This is a genomic window from Microcoleus sp. OTE_8_concoct_300 (assembly GCF_031383065.1).
Taxonomy (GTDB): domain Bacteria; phylum Cyanobacteriota; class Cyanobacteriia; order Cyanobacteriales; family Microcoleaceae; genus Microcoleus.
In genome coordinates this window covers 1-17,768 of the sequence record NZ_JANMZH010000391.1, presented here as the reverse complement: position 1 = coordinate 17,768, position 17,768 = coordinate 1, and the positions used below count along the sequence as shown (strand labels likewise).

The 17,768-nt window shown below is 47.0% G+C and carries 13 protein-coding genes; 8 read left to right on the top strand and 5 right to left on the bottom strand.

Going from position 1 to position 17,768, the window contains the following annotated elements; all coding sequences use genetic code 11:
* Positions 1-53: 53 nt before the first annotated feature.
* The 3 genes from ACUVJL_RS17535 to ACUVJL_RS17525 all read left to right on the top strand — a co-directional run bounded on the left by ACUVJL_RS17535 (position 54) and on the right by ACUVJL_RS17525 (position 6,086).
* A complete protein-coding gene (locus ACUVJL_RS17535; RefSeq protein WP_445247023.1) occupies positions 54-4,274 on the top strand; it encodes a chemotaxis protein CheB in 4,221 nt (1,406 codons plus the stop codon).
* Between the two features lie 595 nt (positions 4,275-4,869).
* Entirely contained in the window at positions 4,870-5,610 is a 741-nt protein-coding gene (locus ACUVJL_RS17530) for an HAD family hydrolase (RefSeq protein WP_445247022.1), read from the top strand.
* Between the two features lie 320 nt (positions 5,611-5,930).
* Positions 5,931-6,086 (top strand): hypothetical protein, encoded by a 156-nt coding sequence (locus ACUVJL_RS17525; protein ID WP_445247021.1) that lies wholly within the window; start codon positions 5,931-5,933, stop codon positions 6,084-6,086.
* Positions 6,087-6,187: 101 nt separating this feature from the next.
* Here ACUVJL_RS17525 and ACUVJL_RS17520 read toward each other — a convergent pair whose 3' ends face one another.
* Together ACUVJL_RS17520 and tsaD are read right to left on the bottom strand one after the other, a co-directional pair.
* Complete coding sequence (locus tag ACUVJL_RS17520; protein ID WP_445247020.1) at positions 6,188-6,679, bottom strand: GNAT family N-acetyltransferase; 492 nt, start codon at positions 6,677-6,679, stop codon at positions 6,188-6,190.
* 130 nt (positions 6,680-6,809) lie between these two features.
* Complete coding sequence (gene tsaD / locus ACUVJL_RS17515) at positions 6,810-7,883, bottom strand: tRNA (adenosine(37)-N6)-threonylcarbamoyltransferase complex transferase subunit TsaD (RefSeq protein WP_445247019.1); 1,074 nt, start codon at positions 7,881-7,883, stop codon at positions 6,810-6,812.
* 333 nt (positions 7,884-8,216) lie between these two features.
* Here tsaD and ACUVJL_RS17510 point away from each other — a divergent pair, with 333 nt between their 5' ends.
* From ACUVJL_RS17510 to ACUVJL_RS17490, 5 genes are all read left to right on the top strand, one after another.
* A complete protein-coding gene (locus ACUVJL_RS17510; RefSeq protein WP_333132240.1) occupies positions 8,217-8,705 on the top strand; it encodes a Photosystem I reaction center subunit III in 489 nt (162 codons plus the stop codon).
* A gap of 117 nt (positions 8,706-8,822) precedes the next feature.
* Positions 8,823-8,951 carry a photosystem I reaction center subunit IX gene (psaJ, locus tag ACUVJL_RS17505; RefSeq protein ID WP_332960962.1) on the top strand — a complete coding sequence of 43 codons (129 nt, stop codon included), beginning with the start codon at positions 8,823-8,825 and terminating at the stop codon, positions 8,949-8,951.
* 380 nt (positions 8,952-9,331) lie between these two features.
* Positions 9,332-10,144, top strand: a complete 813-nt coding sequence (locus ACUVJL_RS17500; protein ID WP_445247018.1) for a carbon-nitrogen hydrolase family protein — start codon at positions 9,332-9,334, stop codon at positions 10,142-10,144.
* Between the two features lie 349 nt (positions 10,145-10,493).
* On the top strand, positions 10,494-11,012 hold the full coding sequence (gene ilvN / locus ACUVJL_RS17495) for an acetolactate synthase small subunit (RefSeq protein WP_445173970.1): 519 nt from the start codon (positions 10,494-10,496) through the stop codon (positions 11,010-11,012).
* A gap of 378 nt (positions 11,013-11,390) precedes the next feature.
* The gene (locus ACUVJL_RS17490) at positions 11,391-11,729 is read left to right on the top strand and encodes a four helix bundle protein (protein WP_445247017.1); all 339 of its coding nucleotides are present in this window, start codon (positions 11,391-11,393) and stop codon (positions 11,727-11,729) included.
* A gap of 99 nt (positions 11,730-11,828) precedes the next feature.
* Here ACUVJL_RS17490 and ACUVJL_RS17485 read toward each other — a convergent pair whose 3' ends face one another.
* From ACUVJL_RS17485 to ACUVJL_RS17475, 3 genes are all read right to left on the bottom strand, one after another.
* Positions 11,829-15,374 carry a sensor domain-containing protein gene (locus tag ACUVJL_RS17485; protein ID WP_445247016.1) on the bottom strand — a complete coding sequence of 1,182 codons (3,546 nt, stop codon included), beginning with the start codon at positions 15,372-15,374 and terminating at the stop codon, positions 11,829-11,831.
* Between the two features lie 67 nt (positions 15,375-15,441).
* The gene (locus tag ACUVJL_RS17480; RefSeq protein ID WP_445247015.1) at positions 15,442-16,311 is read right to left on the bottom strand and encodes an RNA-guided endonuclease TnpB family protein; all 870 of its coding nucleotides are present in this window, start codon (positions 16,309-16,311) and stop codon (positions 15,442-15,444) included.
* 32 nt (positions 16,312-16,343) lie between these two features.
* Positions 16,344-17,468: an RNA-guided endonuclease InsQ/TnpB family protein gene (locus ACUVJL_RS17475; protein ID WP_445247014.1), complete on the bottom strand. Its 1,125-nt coding sequence runs from the start codon at positions 17,466-17,468 to the stop codon at positions 16,344-16,346.
* Positions 17,469-17,768: the final 300 nt, after the last annotated feature.

The window sequence follows — 17,768 nt, the reverse complement described above, 5'->3', positions numbered from 1 at the left end:
CCAGGTTGGCAAGATTAGTTAGCTGTTAATCTGCATTACTTAAGTGGATTGTTATGAACTTATCTGAAAAAAATACATTGACGCCGATCGCCCAGGGCGCGATCCACTTAGATCCGGAACCTAAAACGGATGCCCCCTTTCCCGTCGTTGGGATTGCGGCTTCTGCCGGAGGTTTGGAAGCATTCATCCAGTTGCTCAAGCCCTTACCCGCAGATACCGGCATGGCATTTGTGCTGATCCAGCACTTAGCGCCCGATCGTAAAAGCCTGCTGAGCGAGATTCTCGGCAGAAGCACGGAAATGCCCGTGAAGGAGGCGCAAGACGGCATGGCTGTAGAGCCGAACCATGTCTACGTCATTGCGCCGGATAGCAAGCTGCTGCTGTTAGAAGGGCTGCTGAGACTGCTGCCCCGAGAGAAGATTGATGGCAAATATATGCCCGCAGATGCGTTTTTCGAGTCCTTAGCAGCCGATCGGGGCAACAAAGCCATCGGCGTAGTTTTATCGGGAGCCGATGGAGACGGCGCCTTGGGGCTGATGACAATCAAAGCAGCCGGAGGCGTGACTTTTGCTCAATCCGGAGAAACAGCCAAATTCGAGGGTATGCCGAGTACCGCCGTGGCTACAGGTAATGTAGACTTCGTTCTGCCACCTGAGGCAATTGCGCGGGAACTGGCAAATCTTAGCCGCCATTCCTTTCTGGCTGGGCCGCTCCCTGTCACAATCCCTGAAGAATTGCCAGAACCGGGATCGGCCTTGGCGACTATTTTTGGGCTGCTGAAATCGAGCGCAGGGGTTGACTTCACCCAGTACAAAGCGGCAACCCTGAACCGGCGAATGCTGCGGCGGATGGTGCTGTACAAAATGGAACGATTGGAAGATTACGCTCAATATCTCCTCGACAATCCGGCGGAAGTCACAGCTTTGTATGAAGAAATTCTGATCCATGTCACGAGTTTTTTCCGTGACTTAGAAGTATTTCAACGCTTAAAAGAGTACGTTTTCCCCACGATTACCCAAAATAAATCCGCAGAAGTTCCGGTTCGGATTTGGGTTGCAGGATGTTCGACAGGGGAAGAAGTTTACTCGATCGCCATTTGCTTGTTAGAGTTTTTGGACGATCGAGCTATCGGGCCGGCGATTCAGATTTTTGCCACGGATATCAGCGAGGCGGCGATCGGCAAAGCTCGGTCTGGTTTCTACTTGGAAAGCCAGATGTTAGGCGTTTCCGAAGAACGACGCCGCCGCTTCTTTGTCCCCGTAGAAGGAGGCGGATATCGCATCTCCAAAGTAGTCCGCGAACTGTGCGTATTCGCCAGACAAAACTTAGGCATCGACCCGCCTTTCTCTAATCTCGATTTAGTTAGCTGCCGCAATGTGATGATTTACTTGGCAGAACGTTTGCAAAAACGAGTTGTGTCAGTTTTTCATTACAGTCTCAACCGAACTGGCTTCCTGATGCTCGGCACTTCCGAAAGTACGGGCAAATCCTCGGACTTATTTACTTTAGTGGATGGGCCATCTAAAATTTATGCCAAAGAGTTAAGCGCGACTCCTCCCCGACTTCCCTTTGGCACAAGTTTCTTTCCCCTAACCCGAGCCGATAATCCGCAGCCAATGAATGCCAATTTTGCCAATAGCTTTGACTTACAGCGCGAAACAGACCAATTGATTTTAAAGCGCTATAATGCTGTCGGTGCGGTAGTCAACGAGCAGATGGAGATTTTGCAACTCCGGGGAGACACCAATCGGTACTTAAGACACACATCCGGAACGCCGAGTTTAAACTTGTTCGCAATGGCAGTACCAGGATTGTCTGTTGACCTTCGCACCGCAATTTATCAAGCGCAAACTCAGAACGTGACGGTGAGAAAAGAAGGGCTGAGGGTGCAAGAGGGCGATCGGACGAATCTCGTCAATTTTGAGGTAATTCCGTTCCAGCCTGCGAGCGTGGAAACACGCTATTTTTTGGTGCTGTTTGAAGAAACTTTACCCGCAGCCATCGACCTGGAAATCGACAATTTTGACAGCTTAGAACCAAGGGATTTTGAGCGGGAAATAGTGCGACTGAGGCAGGAACTTGCCACGGCTAAGCAAGAGAAAAACATGGCTCAAGCGCACCTGCAAGCGGTGGTTGATAACCAAGAAAATCTCACCCAAGACCTCAGAATTGCCAACGAAGAAATTATATCGAGCAACGAGGAGCTACAAAGCATCAATGAGGAACTAGAAACGGCTAAAGAAGAAATTCAAGCTACTAACGAAGAACTGATTACCACTGTGGAGGAACTTCGCACTCGAAATCTCGATTTGCAGCAGGTTAATAACGACGTGACTAATTTGCTGGCTAGTATCAATATTCCAATTTTAATGCTGGAAAACGATTTGCGGATTCGCAGCTTTACGCCAATGGCAGAGCGGCTGTTCAATCTGATTTCTAGCGATGTCGGGCGTCCCTTGAGCGACATCCGAGTCAATCTGGAGATTCCCAACTTGGAAGAGATGATTTTGGAGGTGATCGAGACTCTCAACACGAAAGAACAAGAAGTGCAAACTCAATCGGGATATTGGTACGCCCTCCGCATTCGTCCATACCGCACAGCGGAAAACCAGATTGAGGGTGTGGTAATGGTTTTGATCGATATTGACGCTCTCAAACGCAGTGCTGCCACCATAGAAACAGCGCGCAACTATGCGGAAACAATTGTGGAAAGCGTGCCAACGCCTTTAATGGTGCTGGATGCTGATTTGCAAGTGAACACCGCCAATCGAGCGTTATACGAAACGTTTCAAGTTTCATCTTCAGAAATTGCCCAAGATTCCTGGTTTGAATTAGCTAACGGGCCGTGGAATACCCCGGAACTGCGAGAGCTTTTGGAAGATATTCTGGTTAGTGATATTCAGCTTAATAACTTTGAGATCGAGCAGAATTTTGGGCGGCTCGGGCGCAAAAATTTGCTGCTAAATGCTTGTAAGGTAGAACCAGAAGATAGGGTTTCAATGATTCTGCTGTCGATCGAGGATATCACCGATCGCAAGCAGTTGGAAACAGAGCGATCGCAGTTATTGGAGCAGGAACAGTCAGCCCGCCAACAAGCAGAAAAAGCTAACCGAGCTAAAGATGAATTTCTGGCGAATCTCTCCCACGAATTACGCAATCCCCTGACTCCGATTCTGGCGTGGTCACAAATGCTGCGATCGGGGAAACTGAAGGAAGCAGAAACTAATCGCGCTCTAGAGGTGATCGAGCGCTCTGCGAGGGCGCAAGCTCAGTTAATCGAAGATCTTCTCGATATTTCTCGGATTACCAACGGCAAGCTTAAACTGTCTACCCGTTCGATCGATCTGCGGTTAGTGGTGCAAGCTGCGCTGGAGGGGGTTCAATTCTCAGCCACCGCAAAAAACATTCAAATTGTTCCGCATTTGATTTCTGTAACGGTCTTAGGCGATATCGATCGCTTGCAGCAAGTTTTATGGAATATCCTGTCTAATTCGATTAAGTTTACTCCGGCGGGGGGACGAGTGGAAATCGTGATGCAGACGATCGAGAATTATGCTGAAGTTCGAGTCACCGACACCGGAAAAGGGATTGCGCCTGAGTTGTTACCGCATATTTTCGATCGCTTCCGCCAAGGAGATTCCAGCACGACTAAGACGAATCAAGGGCTGGGATTGGGCTTGTCGATCGTGTACCATCTTGTTCAACTGCACGGGGGAATGGTGGAAGCCGAAAGTCCGGGTGAGGGACAAGGAACTACAATAACTCTGAGATTGCCGTTGAAAGCCCCGGCCCAAGAGTTTGCACCGACAAGCCCAGCAGAGCCGGCTGCATTGCCAGATCCCGCCACAGACGCCAGCACAGAGGCGATCGATTGTCGCATCCCCTCTTTGGATGGTTTGCAACTTTTAGTTGTAGATGATGAGGCTGATACCCGGGATCTCTTAAAATTTATGCTGGAAAAGTACGGCGCTGAGGTTTTGACAGCAGCATCAGCAAGAGAAGCGATGGCAGCTTTGACGGAAAATCCCGGCAGATATGACGTGCTGATCTCGGATATCGGAATGCCTGAGGAAAACGGGTATTTCTTAATTCGGCAAGTGCGAGCCCTTGCTGCGGAAGCCGGAGGAAAAATCCCAGCCGCCGCGCTGACTGCGTATGCGAGCGATCAAGAAGAAGAAACGGCGATCGAAGCTGGTTTTCAAACTCATATTTCTAAGCCGATCAAGCCGCTTCAACTAGGATTAATTATTGCCAATCTAGCAGGGAGATTTTGATTTTCTTTTCTTTTGTTTTTGTATTTTTTTTTTGAATTAATAATCGGAGGTTTCATATGATGTCCGGTCGATTACCCTGATTCCTGTAGGGGCCCGTGAGCCAATAATATTTGCCAAAAATGGACAATCTCAAAAACCCGCCCCGGCAATTGTATGATGGGCGATCGATCGGACAAGATATGATGGGGAGTAGGGAGTGGGGAGTGGTCCGTGGGGGAATGTGGAATTATTGACCTTGACTTTATCATTCCCATCCAACCGGAAATGATATCATATCATGTCCGATCGATTAACCATAATATCCCGGTCGGGGCGGGTTTTTGAGATGGTCAATTATTGGCAGGTATTGTTGGTGAACCCGCCCCTACAAAAATCGCGATCGCTCGACCGGACATGATATCATTCCCTGGCGGATTCGCAGACTATGGGTTTTACGTTAAGTTAACTAATTTTATAGGAACACAAAATTGTTGTGTCCTGATTTTATAGAAACACAACATTATTGTTAGCAATTAACAAATTTTAAAAATAATTGCTAAAAAAAACCCAACGTGAGAAAATAGAAAAAAATATAGAAGTTCGGGAGTTATGATTCTTGGTAACTATTAAATGTCGGGGCATTACCTTCTCAAATATCGAAGCCGTAATCTTTGACAAAGACGGCACTCTAGAGGATTCTCAGGAATTTTTGAGACTATTGGGGATTAAGCGAGCGCGCCTCGCAGACGCTCAAATTCCGGGCGTTGGAGAGCCTTTACAAATGGCTTTCGGTATCGAAGGCAGCAGCATCGACCCCACGGGTTTGCTAGCAGTCGGTAGTCGCAGGGAAAATGAGATTGTTGCGGCGGGATACATCGCCGAAACCGGCAGGGGATGGCTGGAATCTTTAACTATTGCGCGCCGCGCTTTTGACGAAGCTGACGAAATGTTTAAAAATAGTGCTGTTTCTCCTTTATTTGTCGGTAGTTTGGAAGTGCTGAAATATCTTTCAGAAGCGGGTTTGAAGCTGGGAATTCTTTCTGCTGCTACGACTGAGGCTGTGCAGAAATTTGTGAAACACCACGCATTAGGGGACTGGGTTCATTTAGAAATGGGAGTTGATTCAACGGTTCATAAACCCGACCCGAAATTGTTTTTGCAAGCTTGTGAGAAACTCGGAGTAAATCCCGCAGCAACTTTGATGGTGGGAGATTCGGCGGGCGATATTCAGATGGGGAAAAATGCTAAGGCGGCGGGCTGTATCGGGATTTGTTGGGGGAATGCCCAGGTTAGTCATTTGGAAAAAGCTGATGTGGCGATCGCATCTTTGGATGAAATTACAATTTTAGCAGATTGAGCAAACATCCCATCAATTCCGGTTGTACCGGAATGATTGTTGACTGTTGACTGTTGACTGTTGACTGTTGACTGTTGACTCGATTTGATTATTCCGATGCAACCGGAAACGATATGAGAGGTTGCAGCATTGTCATCCTTTTATGAACAGGCAAGATGCCTGTTCCACATGAGAGGTTGCAGCATTGTCATCCTTTTATGAACAGGCAAGATGCCTGTTCCACATGAGAGGTTGCAACATTGTCATCCTTTTATGAACAGGCAAGATGCCTGTTCCACAGGAGAGGTTGCAGCATTGTCATTTTTTTATGAACAGGCAAGATGCCTGTTCCACAGGAGAGGTTGCAGCATTGTCATCCTTTTATGAACAGGCAAGATGCCTGTTCCACAGGAGATGAATTTTATTGTGGAACAGGCATCTTGCCTGTTAAGCGAGAGATGCCTGTTCCACAGGAGAGGTTGCAGCATTGTCAATAATCCTTTTATGAACAGGCAAGATGCCTGTTCCACAAGAGATGGATTTTATTGTAGAACAGGCATCTTGCCTGTTAAGCGAGAATGGTGCAATATCTCAGTTCCTACAGACAACGCAAACCCAGAATTACGACATCTCTTTCAACGCCGTCAAGTTCGGCAACTTGCGGCAGATATCCCCACCGCTGAAAGCCAAATTTCTCAAACAATCTTAAACTCGGCTGATTGTGAGCGAAAATTATCGCCATCAGGGTTTTAAGCTTCAATTCTCGACTCCGCCCAATTGCCGATTGCAATAAATTTTGTCCGATTCCGCAGCGTTGGCGATCGGGTGCGATGTAGATGCTAAGTTCTGCTGTATGCTGATAAGCTGCGCGTCCGTAGAAAAGCTGAAAACTCAGCCAGCCAACAATATTTTGTTCTGATTCGATTACCCAAATCGGCAAGGAATTGGGGGAGTGTTCTCTGTACCACAGAAGGCGACTTTCGACTGAGACTGGTTTTAAATCGGCTGTGGCTATTCTGCCTGGTACTGCTGCGTTGTATATTTCGACAATTGCTGGCAAATCACTTTCTACTGCGTCGCGGATTTTCATCGTTTGGTTGACTGTTGACTGTTGACTGTTGACTGTTGACTGTTGACTGTTGACTGTTAACTGTTAACTGTTAACTAATGACTAATGACTAATGACTAATGACTAATGACTAATGACTAATGACTAATAACTAATGACTATTGTACAGTTCCATAATATCGCTGACAGCCATCCGCGAATTTGCTCCCAAAGTCAGCGGCGATGTGTGTCCTCGCTGCAAGTGTTCGGCCGCCGCACAGCCGATCATTGCTGCGTTGTCTGTACAATATTTTAATGGTGGAAACAATACTCGCAAGTTGTGTTTTGCTGCTGCTGCTTCTAAGTGTTTTCGCAGTCCGCTGTTTGCTGCAACTCCGCCGCCGACTACAATAGTGGTAAGCCCGAAATTTAGCGCGCAGTCGATCGCTCTTTTTGTTAAACTCTTAGCTACTGTTTCTTGAAAGCTAGCCGCAATATCATTAATGGTAGATGCAGGCAAGAAGCCTTCGACACCCACATTGTTATTTTGTTTTTTGAGTTTCTGCACTAATTGCAAAACTGCTGTTTTCAACCCGCTAAAACTGCTATCGTAGGGATGGTAGCCGCCACCTGGCAGCGAAATTCTGCCTTCTGGCAGGGGGTATGCTTGGGGATTGCCAAGGGCCGCCAATTTGTCAATCAGTGGCCCGCCGGGATATCCTAGCTGCAATAGTCTGGCGACTTTATCAAAAGCTTCTCCGGCGGCGTCGTCTCGTGTTTGTCCCACAGTTTCGTAAACGCCGCAATCTTTGACGTAAATTAAGCTGGTGTGTCCCCCGGAAACTAACAAACACAAAAACGGTGGCTGCAAGTCGGGTTGGGTAAGGTAAGAAGCGTAGATGTGCCCTTCGAGGTGGTGTACCCCTAAAAAAGGTTTTTGACGGACTATTGCCAAGCTTTTCGCCGCTGTCAGCCCGACTAATAATGCACCTACTAAACCCGGGGCACAAGTCGCTGCAATGCCATCAATTTCTGACCAACTCAGGTTTGCTTCACAAAGACACTGGGCAATTACCTGATTTAGCATTTCTAGGTGACTCCGCGAAGCCACTTCGGGCACTACTCCCCCGTACTGCTCGTGGATTTTAATTTGCGATGCTACAACATTGCTGCAAACTTGACGATTCTTAACAATTGCTGCTGCTGTTTCGTCACAACTTGTTTCGATTGCGAAAATGGTTGCCATTAACTGGTAATTTTATTTGATAGGTTAGCTATTGCTAGCTTAACTAATTCGGCGCAAGTCCCCCGCTATACCTGTACTCAGGTTATTGTTAAGGGATATTTGCCCCCCGATCGACAGGTAAGGCCATCATCTGATGCCATGAAGGAATATCCTCGCGGTATTGCTAGCTCAGCATTGACCTATGCAAACGCGAATCCCTCATTCTATTGGGCTTTGCCGCATCAATGATGGATACTTTAGACTGTCAACAAACACGGTAATCTGGATTCGCGATCGGCAAGTTGAAATGCTTGTACAAAAACTTATTGTTTTGTAACAAAAGGAAACAATTCCATGCGACGATTGTTTGCTGCAATTTTAGTGTTGAGTGTCTGGATCAGTTTTGCTCCAGTTGCTTCGGCTTACAATTTAGTGCCGTGCAAGGACTCTCCCGAATTCAAGGAACTGGCTAAAAATGCACGTTCAACCAATGGCGACCCGGCATCGGCGAAAGCGCGGTTCGATCGCTATTCTCAAGCTATGTGCGGCCCGGAAGGATACCCGCACTTAATCGTAGACGGCAACTTGAGCAAAGCAGGGGACTTTTTGATTCCTAGCATACTGTTCTTGTATATGGCAGGTTGGATTGGTTGGGTGGGCCGTTCTTATCTGCAAGTTACCAAAAAATCAGCAACCCCAGAGGAAAAAGAGATTATTATCGACGTTCCTTTGGCAATCAAATGTATGCTGAGCGGCGTTTTATGGCCTCTGGCAGCTCTCTCATCAATCACCAGTGGTGAAATGTTTGCCAAGGACGACGAAATTACTGTTTCCCCCCGCTAAAATAGGGAAATGGAGAAGCTCTAATAGCTAACAGTTAAGTAATTAACTAGAAATTAGCAATTAGGGCTAGACCGATCGGCAATTACCAACTGTCTCGAATTTTCAGGAGCAGAATTCATGCAATACTTTCTCAAGTTTCTTTCGACCGCCCCAGTATTGGCTATCCTTTGGCTATCTATTCAAGGCGCGGCTTTAATTGAATTTAACCGCTTTTTCCCAGACCTGCTTTTCCACCCGATGCCTTAAGATTTGAGGGAAATTAGGTTGCAAAACCTAGGAGGAAAAAGTTGAGAGTTTTGAGTTTTGAGTGATGAGTTACAGGTTAATTTAAAGCTCAAACATCAAAGCTCTCAAACCGTAGAAGTTGGCGCAAGACCAGCGCATATAGCCTTTCTCAGTAACATGAGGTACCCGACGTGCATAGGGCATAGGGGATAGGGCATAGGGGATAGGGCATACCTCACCACGCGATCGAACCGCTATAAATGGGAAAAAAACCAAGAATCTCAACTATTTAGTTATCAAATTAGTTGCCAATGACTAATGACTAATGACAGATGACAGATGACTAATGACAGATGACTAATGACTAATGACTGATGACTAATGACTAATATTGTGAATCGATGAAGTCTTATCTCGCCGCAGCAATTCAAATGACTAGCTTGCCTGACCTGAAAAAAAATTTGGTTCAGGCAGAGGAATTAATCGACCTGGCAGTGCGTCAGGGTGCGGAGTTAGTTTCCTTACCAGAAAATTTCTCGTTTATGGGATTCGAGGAAGAAAAGATTGCTTCAGCAGAGGCGATCGGACTCCAAAGCGAAAAATTCCTCAAAACGATGGCCCAACGGTTCCAGGTAACGATTCTGGGCGGCGGATTTCCTGTGCCGACTCCAGGGGGGAAGGTATACAATACTTGCTTGCTGGTAGACCCAAACGGCACTGAGGTGGCAAGGTACCAAAAAGTACATTTGTTCGATGTGAATGTTCCAGACGGCATTACTTACAGGGAATCGAACACTGTGAAAGCTGGTGAAGATTTGCCGCCGGTTTATGTGTCGCCGGAGTTGGGAACCCTAGGACTTTCGGTGTGCTATGACGTGCGGTTCCCGGAAGTGTACAGGCATTTGTCGTACAAGGGGGCTGATATTTTATTCGTGCCGGCGGCGTTTACGGCTTACACTGGCAAGGATCACTGGAAGGTTTTACTGCAAGCTAGGGCGATCGAGAATACTTGTTATATGATCGCCCCGGCACAGACTGGACACCACTACGACCGCCGTCAAACACACGGTCACGCGATGATTGTAGACCCTTGGGGTGCGGTTTTGGCGGATGCTGGAGAGGAACCGGGTGTGGCGATCGCAGAAATTAATCCCTATCGACTAGAACAAGTCCGCCGCCAAATGCCATCGCTGCAACACCGGGTTTTTCTGTGAAGGAATTTTGAAACCAATTGGTCTCAAAATTTCAGTCCCAGTGGGCGGCGCGACCTTTCAAGTTTTTATTCGCTCAAGTAATTGTGTAGGTTCGCAGACAAAAAAACTTAGATTGTGTGCGTGCGATCGACCACAAGAACCAGATTGTGGCGGATTTACGCTAATCTATGACTGATCTTGTCGATCGGGCGTGACTAGGGCCCCGACAGCTTAATATATTCTTTTTTCCTGGAGATGAACGGCCAATAACTCGCGATAAAATGTCTAAGGCAGGTTCAATGGGCGTGCACTTCTGCTCTGGGGTGAATGGGCGAAAGTAGAATTGCACAAAATGCGTCTTTTTTGAGAAATGAAACACACTCTTTCGGTTTTAGTTGAAGATGAAGCGGGTGTCCTCACTCGAATTGCTGGTTTATTTGCCCGTCGGGGTTTTAATATTGAAAGTCTGGCCGTTGGCCCGGCGGAGCAAGTGGGAGTATCTCGGATTACGATGGTTGTACCCGGAGATGACCAGATTATCGAGCAGTTGACCAAGCAACTGTACAAGTTGATAAACGTGCTAAAAGTTCAGGATATAACAGAAATTCCCTGTGTGGAACGGGAGTTGATGTTGCTGAAAGTTAATGCTGCTAGCGGGACGCGATCGGAGATAATTGAGTTATCTCAGATTTTTAGAGCGCGAGTGGTGGATATTGGTGATGATACGCTGACCTTGGAAGTAGTGGGAGATCCGGGTAAAATGGTGGCGATCGTCCAGGTTCTCAATAAATTTGGGATTAAGGAAATTGCTCGTACTGGGAAAATTGCCCTGACGCGAGAGTCGGGAGTAAATACTGAGTTTCTCAAGTCTTTGGAAGCGAAAGTTTAACGAAGTTGACTGTTGACGGTTGACGACGGTTGACGGTTGGCGGTTGACGGTTGACGGTTGACAGTTGACTTGTATTGGTCATTAATAAATTGTTGGCTATTAATTATTTAAACAAGCTATAGCCATCCTAAATCATTTGTAAATTTCTTACTCCTTCCCCGCGAGTTCGGGGAGGGTTGGGGTGGGGTAAAAAATTTACGACTCCTGCAATAATTGCTATAATATTGAAAGCTTTCAACAGCTACAAGTTTATCAATTATATCATATTCGGTCGATTGACCATGATTCCTGTAGGGGCGGGTTCACCAGCAATAGTCGCCAAAAACCGACAATCTCAAAAACCCGCCCCGACTATGTATGATGCGCGATCGATCGGACATGATATTAGCAGAAAAAATATCAAACGAAATATGGTTTATTGTTAAAAAATGGGACGAGTTTACGAAGGATACGATGGGCAAACAAATAGTGCGATCGGCTGATAGTGTTGGTGCTAATATTGCAGAAGGACATGGACGCTATAGCTGCCAAGATAATCAGCGTTTTGTGAAAATTGCCCGAGGTTCATTAAACGAAACAAGACACTGGTTAAGACTTGACGGAGCTCGAAATCTTTTAACTCAAGAACAGAGCGATCGCCTGCATCCCTTATTAAATGAACTTTCACCAAAACTTAATGCTTATCTTAACTCACTAAAACAAAAAGCCAAAGGTTAACAGTCAACCCTCAACCCTCAACAGTCAACCCTCAACAGTCAACAGTCAACCCTCAACCCTCAACCCTCAACCCTCAACAGTCAACAGTCAACAGTCAAATTACCATTCAGGTTGACTTTCTATCAAAAGTGTAGCTGCGATGCTGTCTACCGGCTTTGAGAAAAAGAATCCTTGTCCGTATTCGCATTGCAGTGCTCTGAGTAAATTAAGCTGTTCGAGGGTTTCGATTCCTTCAGCAATTACATCCATGCCTAAATGACTGGCTAAAATTAAAATAGTCTGTACAATAGCTTCGTTTCCTTTATCTTCAGTCATGCGACTCACAAAAGCTCGATCAATTTTTAAAGCATCAGTTGGAAAAGTGTGTAGGCGGCTCAAAGAAGAATAGCCAGTGCCGAAATCGTCAATATATAATTGAATTTGTAATTTTTTCAATTCCGCGAGGATAGCGACTGCTGATTCGGCATTATCCATAATGACGCCTTCAGTAATTTCTAACTTAAAAGTGCGGGGGTCAAGCTGAGTTTCTTGTAAAATTTCGCGAATGCGATGGATTAAATCCGGTTGTTTAAATTGTTGATTAGAAAGGTTGACGCTGACAGTCAACGGCGGAGTAGCTGGGAATTTTTGGTGCCACTGGTGGATCTGACGGCAAGCCGATCGCATCATCCACCAACCAATAGGTATAATCAATCTAGTTTCTTCTGCTACTAAAATAAACTCGCCGGGAGATACGACACCCCGCTGCGGGTGATACCACCGCAGCAGCGCTTCAAAACCGCTGATTGTACCGCTAGTTAGAGACACGATCGGCTGATAGTAAAGCTGAAATTCCTCGGAGTCTAAAGCGCGCCGCAGGTCGTTTTCCAGTTGCAAAAGGGCGACGGCGCGAGTGTGCATACTTAAGTCAAAAACTTCGTGACGAGCTTTGCCCAATCCCTTAGCATGATACATGGCAGCATCTGCATCTCGAAGCAGTTCTTCAGGTCGATCGTACAATATTGCGAAGGGGACATTGGGAACAGAAGAGTCGGAAGATAAGCCAGACAAAGAAGTTTCCCGATCGCTATTTCCCTGATTTCCGGGGTTCGACAGTTTGCCGGTTTCCCTTGGAGGCCCAGGAAAACCAGAACAAACAATCCCAATGCTAGCACTGGTAAAAACTTGATACTCGTTAAGGTAAAAAGGCTGTGCCAGTTCCGCTTGCACTCGTTCGGCAATTTGGCTGGCATCCTCGGTGCTTTTGATATTTTCCAGCAAAATAGCGAATTCGTCGCCGCCGAGACGCGCAACCGTATCTCCAGCGCGCAAACAGATGGCCAGGCGCTGCGCGATCGCGATCAGCAACCGATCGCCCACTAAATGCCCCAAACTGTCGTTAACAACCTTAAAGCGATCGAGATCGATAAACAGCACCGCAAACAAAACCTCGGGGCGGCGTTTTGAAAGGTCGATCGCGTGTCCCAAGCGATCCATAAATAAAGCTCGGTTGGGCAAACCGGTTAGCGTATCGTGCAAAGCATCGTGTACTAACTTCTCTTCTGCTATTTTGCGGACGGTGATATCTTCGACAGTACCTTCGTAGTAAAGCAAGTTGTCGCCAGGGCCCCGAACAGCCCGGGCGTTCTCGGAAACCCAGATAGTGGTGCCGTCAGCGCGGTAAACTTGGGACTCAAATTCTGACACAAAACCGTGTTTTTCGATCGCGTGCAAAAACTCGACGCGACGCTTGGGATCGACGTAGACTTGGCGGTCGATGTTGCGTATCTTCGCGATCAATTCAGCGGCCGACTCGTAGCCATAAATTCTCGCCAAAGCAGGGTTAGCGCTGAGGTAGCGTCCGTCAGGCGTTGCCTGGAAAATGCCTTCGATCGCATTTTCAAAGATGCTGCGGTATTTCTCTTCGGCCTGTTGCAGCGCGAATTCTGCCTGCTTGCGATCGCTGATATCGGTCAACGTGCCGAGATAGCCCACAACTTCCCCGCTTTTGGCAATTTCTGGCACTGCTTGCCAAAATACCCAGGTGATCAAGTCCCCGTTGCAAAAGCGGTACTCTAACTTAGAGGGCAACTTGTCTATGACAGCGCGATACCACTGGCTCAAAACGCGCGATCGGTCTTCGGGATGTAAACTTTGCGCCCAACCTTCGCCCAGTGCCGTTGCCACAGTCAGCCCCGCCATCTCCAAAAATCGCTGGTTGACGTACAAGCAATCTCCAGCAGGGTCCGCGCGGAAAATCCCGACCGGCAGTATTTTTACCAAGGTGTAATAGCGGTATTCGCTTTCTAGCAGCGCGCTGGCAGCTACTTTAGTCTCCGTGATGTCAAACATTGCGCCTTGAAGGATGACGGACTTGCTTGCTTCATCGCGAACTGCCGTTGCTTGATCGCGGAACCAGACGACTCGGCCGTTGCGGGCGATCGCGCGGTATTCTGAAACCAGCGACCCCTCGCAGAAGATATCTTCTCCATCGGTAAATTTCTGTGTGGCATTTTCAACTAACACGCGGTCGCGGTCTTCTGGGTGAACGAGTTTCAGCCACAGGTCGGGGTCTTCCCTCCATTCAGCTACTGAATAACCCAGAAAAGTCTCGATTTGCGGGCTGATATAAAGTTTGGCCGCCGTCTGGTTGAGGGGAGAAATGTAGGTGACAGCCGGCATTTGTTCTACAAGGGCGCAGTATTTCGCTTCTACAGTGTACAGTGCTGCTTCTAGGCGCTCCCGCTCTAATTCGGCGGCGGCTCGTCCGGCAAAGATGCTGATAATTAGTCGGAAGTTGGCAAGATGTGCTTCCGGGAGGGGTCGATCGTGGAAAATACAAATAATGCCTAAAGGTTCGCCGTAAGAGTTTTTGAGCAAGACTCCCAGGAAACTGCGCGCACCTGTAACTACGGGTCTGCGGTCTTCTGGAAAGGTTTCCAGGAGGCCGTCGGGACAGCAGTACATTCCCTGCTCGATCGCCAGCGCTTCGGGAGTATTGGCAGTATCGCACTCAAAGTTTGGCTGCCACTGTCCATTGCTCCAAAAACTGATAACTTGCAATCTATCGAGAGCAGAATCGGCGCCTGCCATCGACTTAATCGATTTGGCAGCCACGGCGCTGCAAACTCCGAGTGCTGAGGCTAAGTGGCGAACTAAGGCATCAAATAAATCTGCTCCCCCCGGCGAATCAGTACCTGCTAGGATTTCGCCGAGCAAGTCTTCCTCTAATTGGGGGCAAGCAGTGACTTTGGGAGGATTGTCTGCCTTCGGGCGATCGCGATTTTCCCCCATCGCACCCGAAATCCTCCGACTTAGGGTTTTGATGCTTCCAGGCCCGACAAGAGGCGAAGAATTCACAGTTGGGCGCTGTTGCTGGGCTAATAATAGAGCGCGGCCCATACCTAAAACTGGACCCAAGAACCTGTCAGTTGGCGGCCACAGATTTGAGTTGGGGAAAATCCCAAAGTTTTTCCGAATTTTCAATCTCGCAGATAAATCCTCGGGGTTTAATTCTGCCAACGGCCGTTTCTCTGGGGCCAGAGGGAGACTAGGGGGTTTGCGCTGCCACTTGAGATAAATCGCGGACGCCAAGGCTAAAGTCGCCGATAATCCCAGAAGATATGCAAGAATCTCAAAGTAAAAAAATAAATCTAGATCGAACATCGATTAGCACCGCTCGACAATTTTTGTATTTATTTGAAGCCAATCTATGTGAACCGGACGCTCATTGCTAGGCCATAGAGCGCGGGCTTCGGGCTTCAACGGCAACCGCCTCAGATACGGAAGAGTTCCGCACAACATGAGGTCTTACATTGCCTCCACTGGCAGTAGCACTGGTTGCCAACGCTAATATACGTAAGCCTTCATGACGTAAGCCTTCATGGAGAATATTGATAGCTGCGTTTACATCTCGATCGTGCTTTTCCTGAAATTTGGAACAAGTCCAGCTCCCCACATTAAGAGGCAAGCTACCTACCTGATTGAGGTCTACATGACAAATCTTACTTAATGGAAAGAACCGCCCCATTTCTAGGTAGGTCTTCCCATCTTTTTGAGCCTTGTATGTTAGTTGTCGGGTGAATTCTGACCAACCACAATCGCTCATTGCTTTGGCTAAACAGTGATTCTTCACCATGTTCTTGACTGCCACATTCTCGACGACTATGACTTGGTTGTCGTTCACAAGTTGGCGAGATAACTTATGCTGGAAGTCTTTACGAGTATTGGCGAGCCGCTCATGGACTGGTGCCACAATCCGTCTTGCTTTCCCCCGACGCTTTGACCCTTTTTCTTTGCGTGAAAGCGAGTGCTGCTTACGCTTAAGGTTTTTCTCACGATCCTTGAGGGGTTTGGGATTGTCAAACTTGGAGCCGTCAGAAATGATAGCAAAATGGGTTAGCCCCACCTCAAGCCCTACTGCCTTACCCTCTGAGCTAATTTCTAATTCAGGCAGTCCATCATCAAACAAGAGAGAAGCGTAATACTTCCCTGTCTTGCCCATGCTGATAGTGACTGTTTTTAACTTTCCTTCAAACATCCGATGCAATTTTGTCTTGACCTCCCCAATCTTGGGAATCTTCAATACATCATCTATTGACATACTCCCCAGCGTTTACGACGGGGATTCTAGGATCAAACAGCAATTGCAGGCATAGCCTGTCTGACATCGCCTAACCTAACCGTTGATGCCCCAACAGCTTGAATGTTCAAGGCGGCATTTTCATCCTGTCCCTTAATAGATTGACAAAACGACCAACGCCACTCTCTAACCGATATATCTAGGCTTTCGAGAACATGACCGCAATCGGAGCAGGTCTTGCTCGACGGATACCATCGCCAGAGGAAAACAACGTGTTTGCCTTTTTTAGTGGCAATCCATTGGAGAATTTGTAGAAACTCTCCGAATGCCAGGTCTGATATTTTGCGACCCCAAAGACGCTGCATCCCTTTGATATTAAGTGTCTCGAAGCACAGCACATCAAATTTGTCTGTCAATTCATGTGCCATTTTCCAGAACCAATTACAGCGGCGATTTGCCACATCCTCATGCTTGCGAACAAGGTTTTTTCTAGCACGTTCTCGGTTTGCCGATTCTTTCCGTTTCTGAGAATGCTGACAACTTGCTGTTTTAATGGCGTTAATGGATTGCTTCAGAAATTGTGGTGATTCGATTTTTGTTCCATGCGAGATAGTGAGAAATGTTTTCCAACCCAAGTCAAAACCAGCGATTTTACCCGTCTTGAATTTTCCTTCAGGTTCGCTGACATCGTCAACAACCACAATCATCAACAACTCGCCTAATGCGGTTCGCTTAATGGTTAAGGTTTTGACCGTTTCCTCAATCTCTCTAGAATCCCAATACTGATACACGCAATTGGCAATTTTTACCCAGTTGCCACCGATAAACTTATATCCGGCGGGCTTCAGGGTGAATGACTTGTATTTCTTGATTTTTTTGAATCCGGGGGGCGAGACTCCTTTTTTGTGATGCTTGAAAAACAGTAGATACGCCCTTTCAATGCTTTGGCAAAGTTCTTGGACTGCTTGCGAACCGACGGTTTGCCAAAACGGCTTACATTTTCGCAATTTGACCCTGTAGCTCTGAAGTTTAGCACAATTCAAGTGGTTGCCATACATCCGATAGTACCGACGATGGAGGGCAATACAATGGTTATAGATTACCCCGGCAGCATTTATTGACCGCTTGAGGTATCTATTTTGCTGATGATTGTAGAGCTTGAACTTCAGAGTTTTCATGTTAATTATCGTAGCAGAGATGGCTACTCATTGGCTACCCATCTATGAAGAAAAGATTGAGTCTTCCTGTTGACTCAGAAAGGCTTAAAAACCTCAGAAGAATTGCCAAACAGAAAAATAAAACCCTGACTCAATCCATCGAGGAATGGATTGATAAACTGTAAGGATTCAGGTCATGTGAAAAGCAGTAAAACCTATACGGTGTAACCATTTGATCGAATAATCATCAAATATCCATTCTTATTAAGAAACCCTGAAAGCTTTTATTTTCGTACCTATTGAGAATCAAGCTGTTGATTT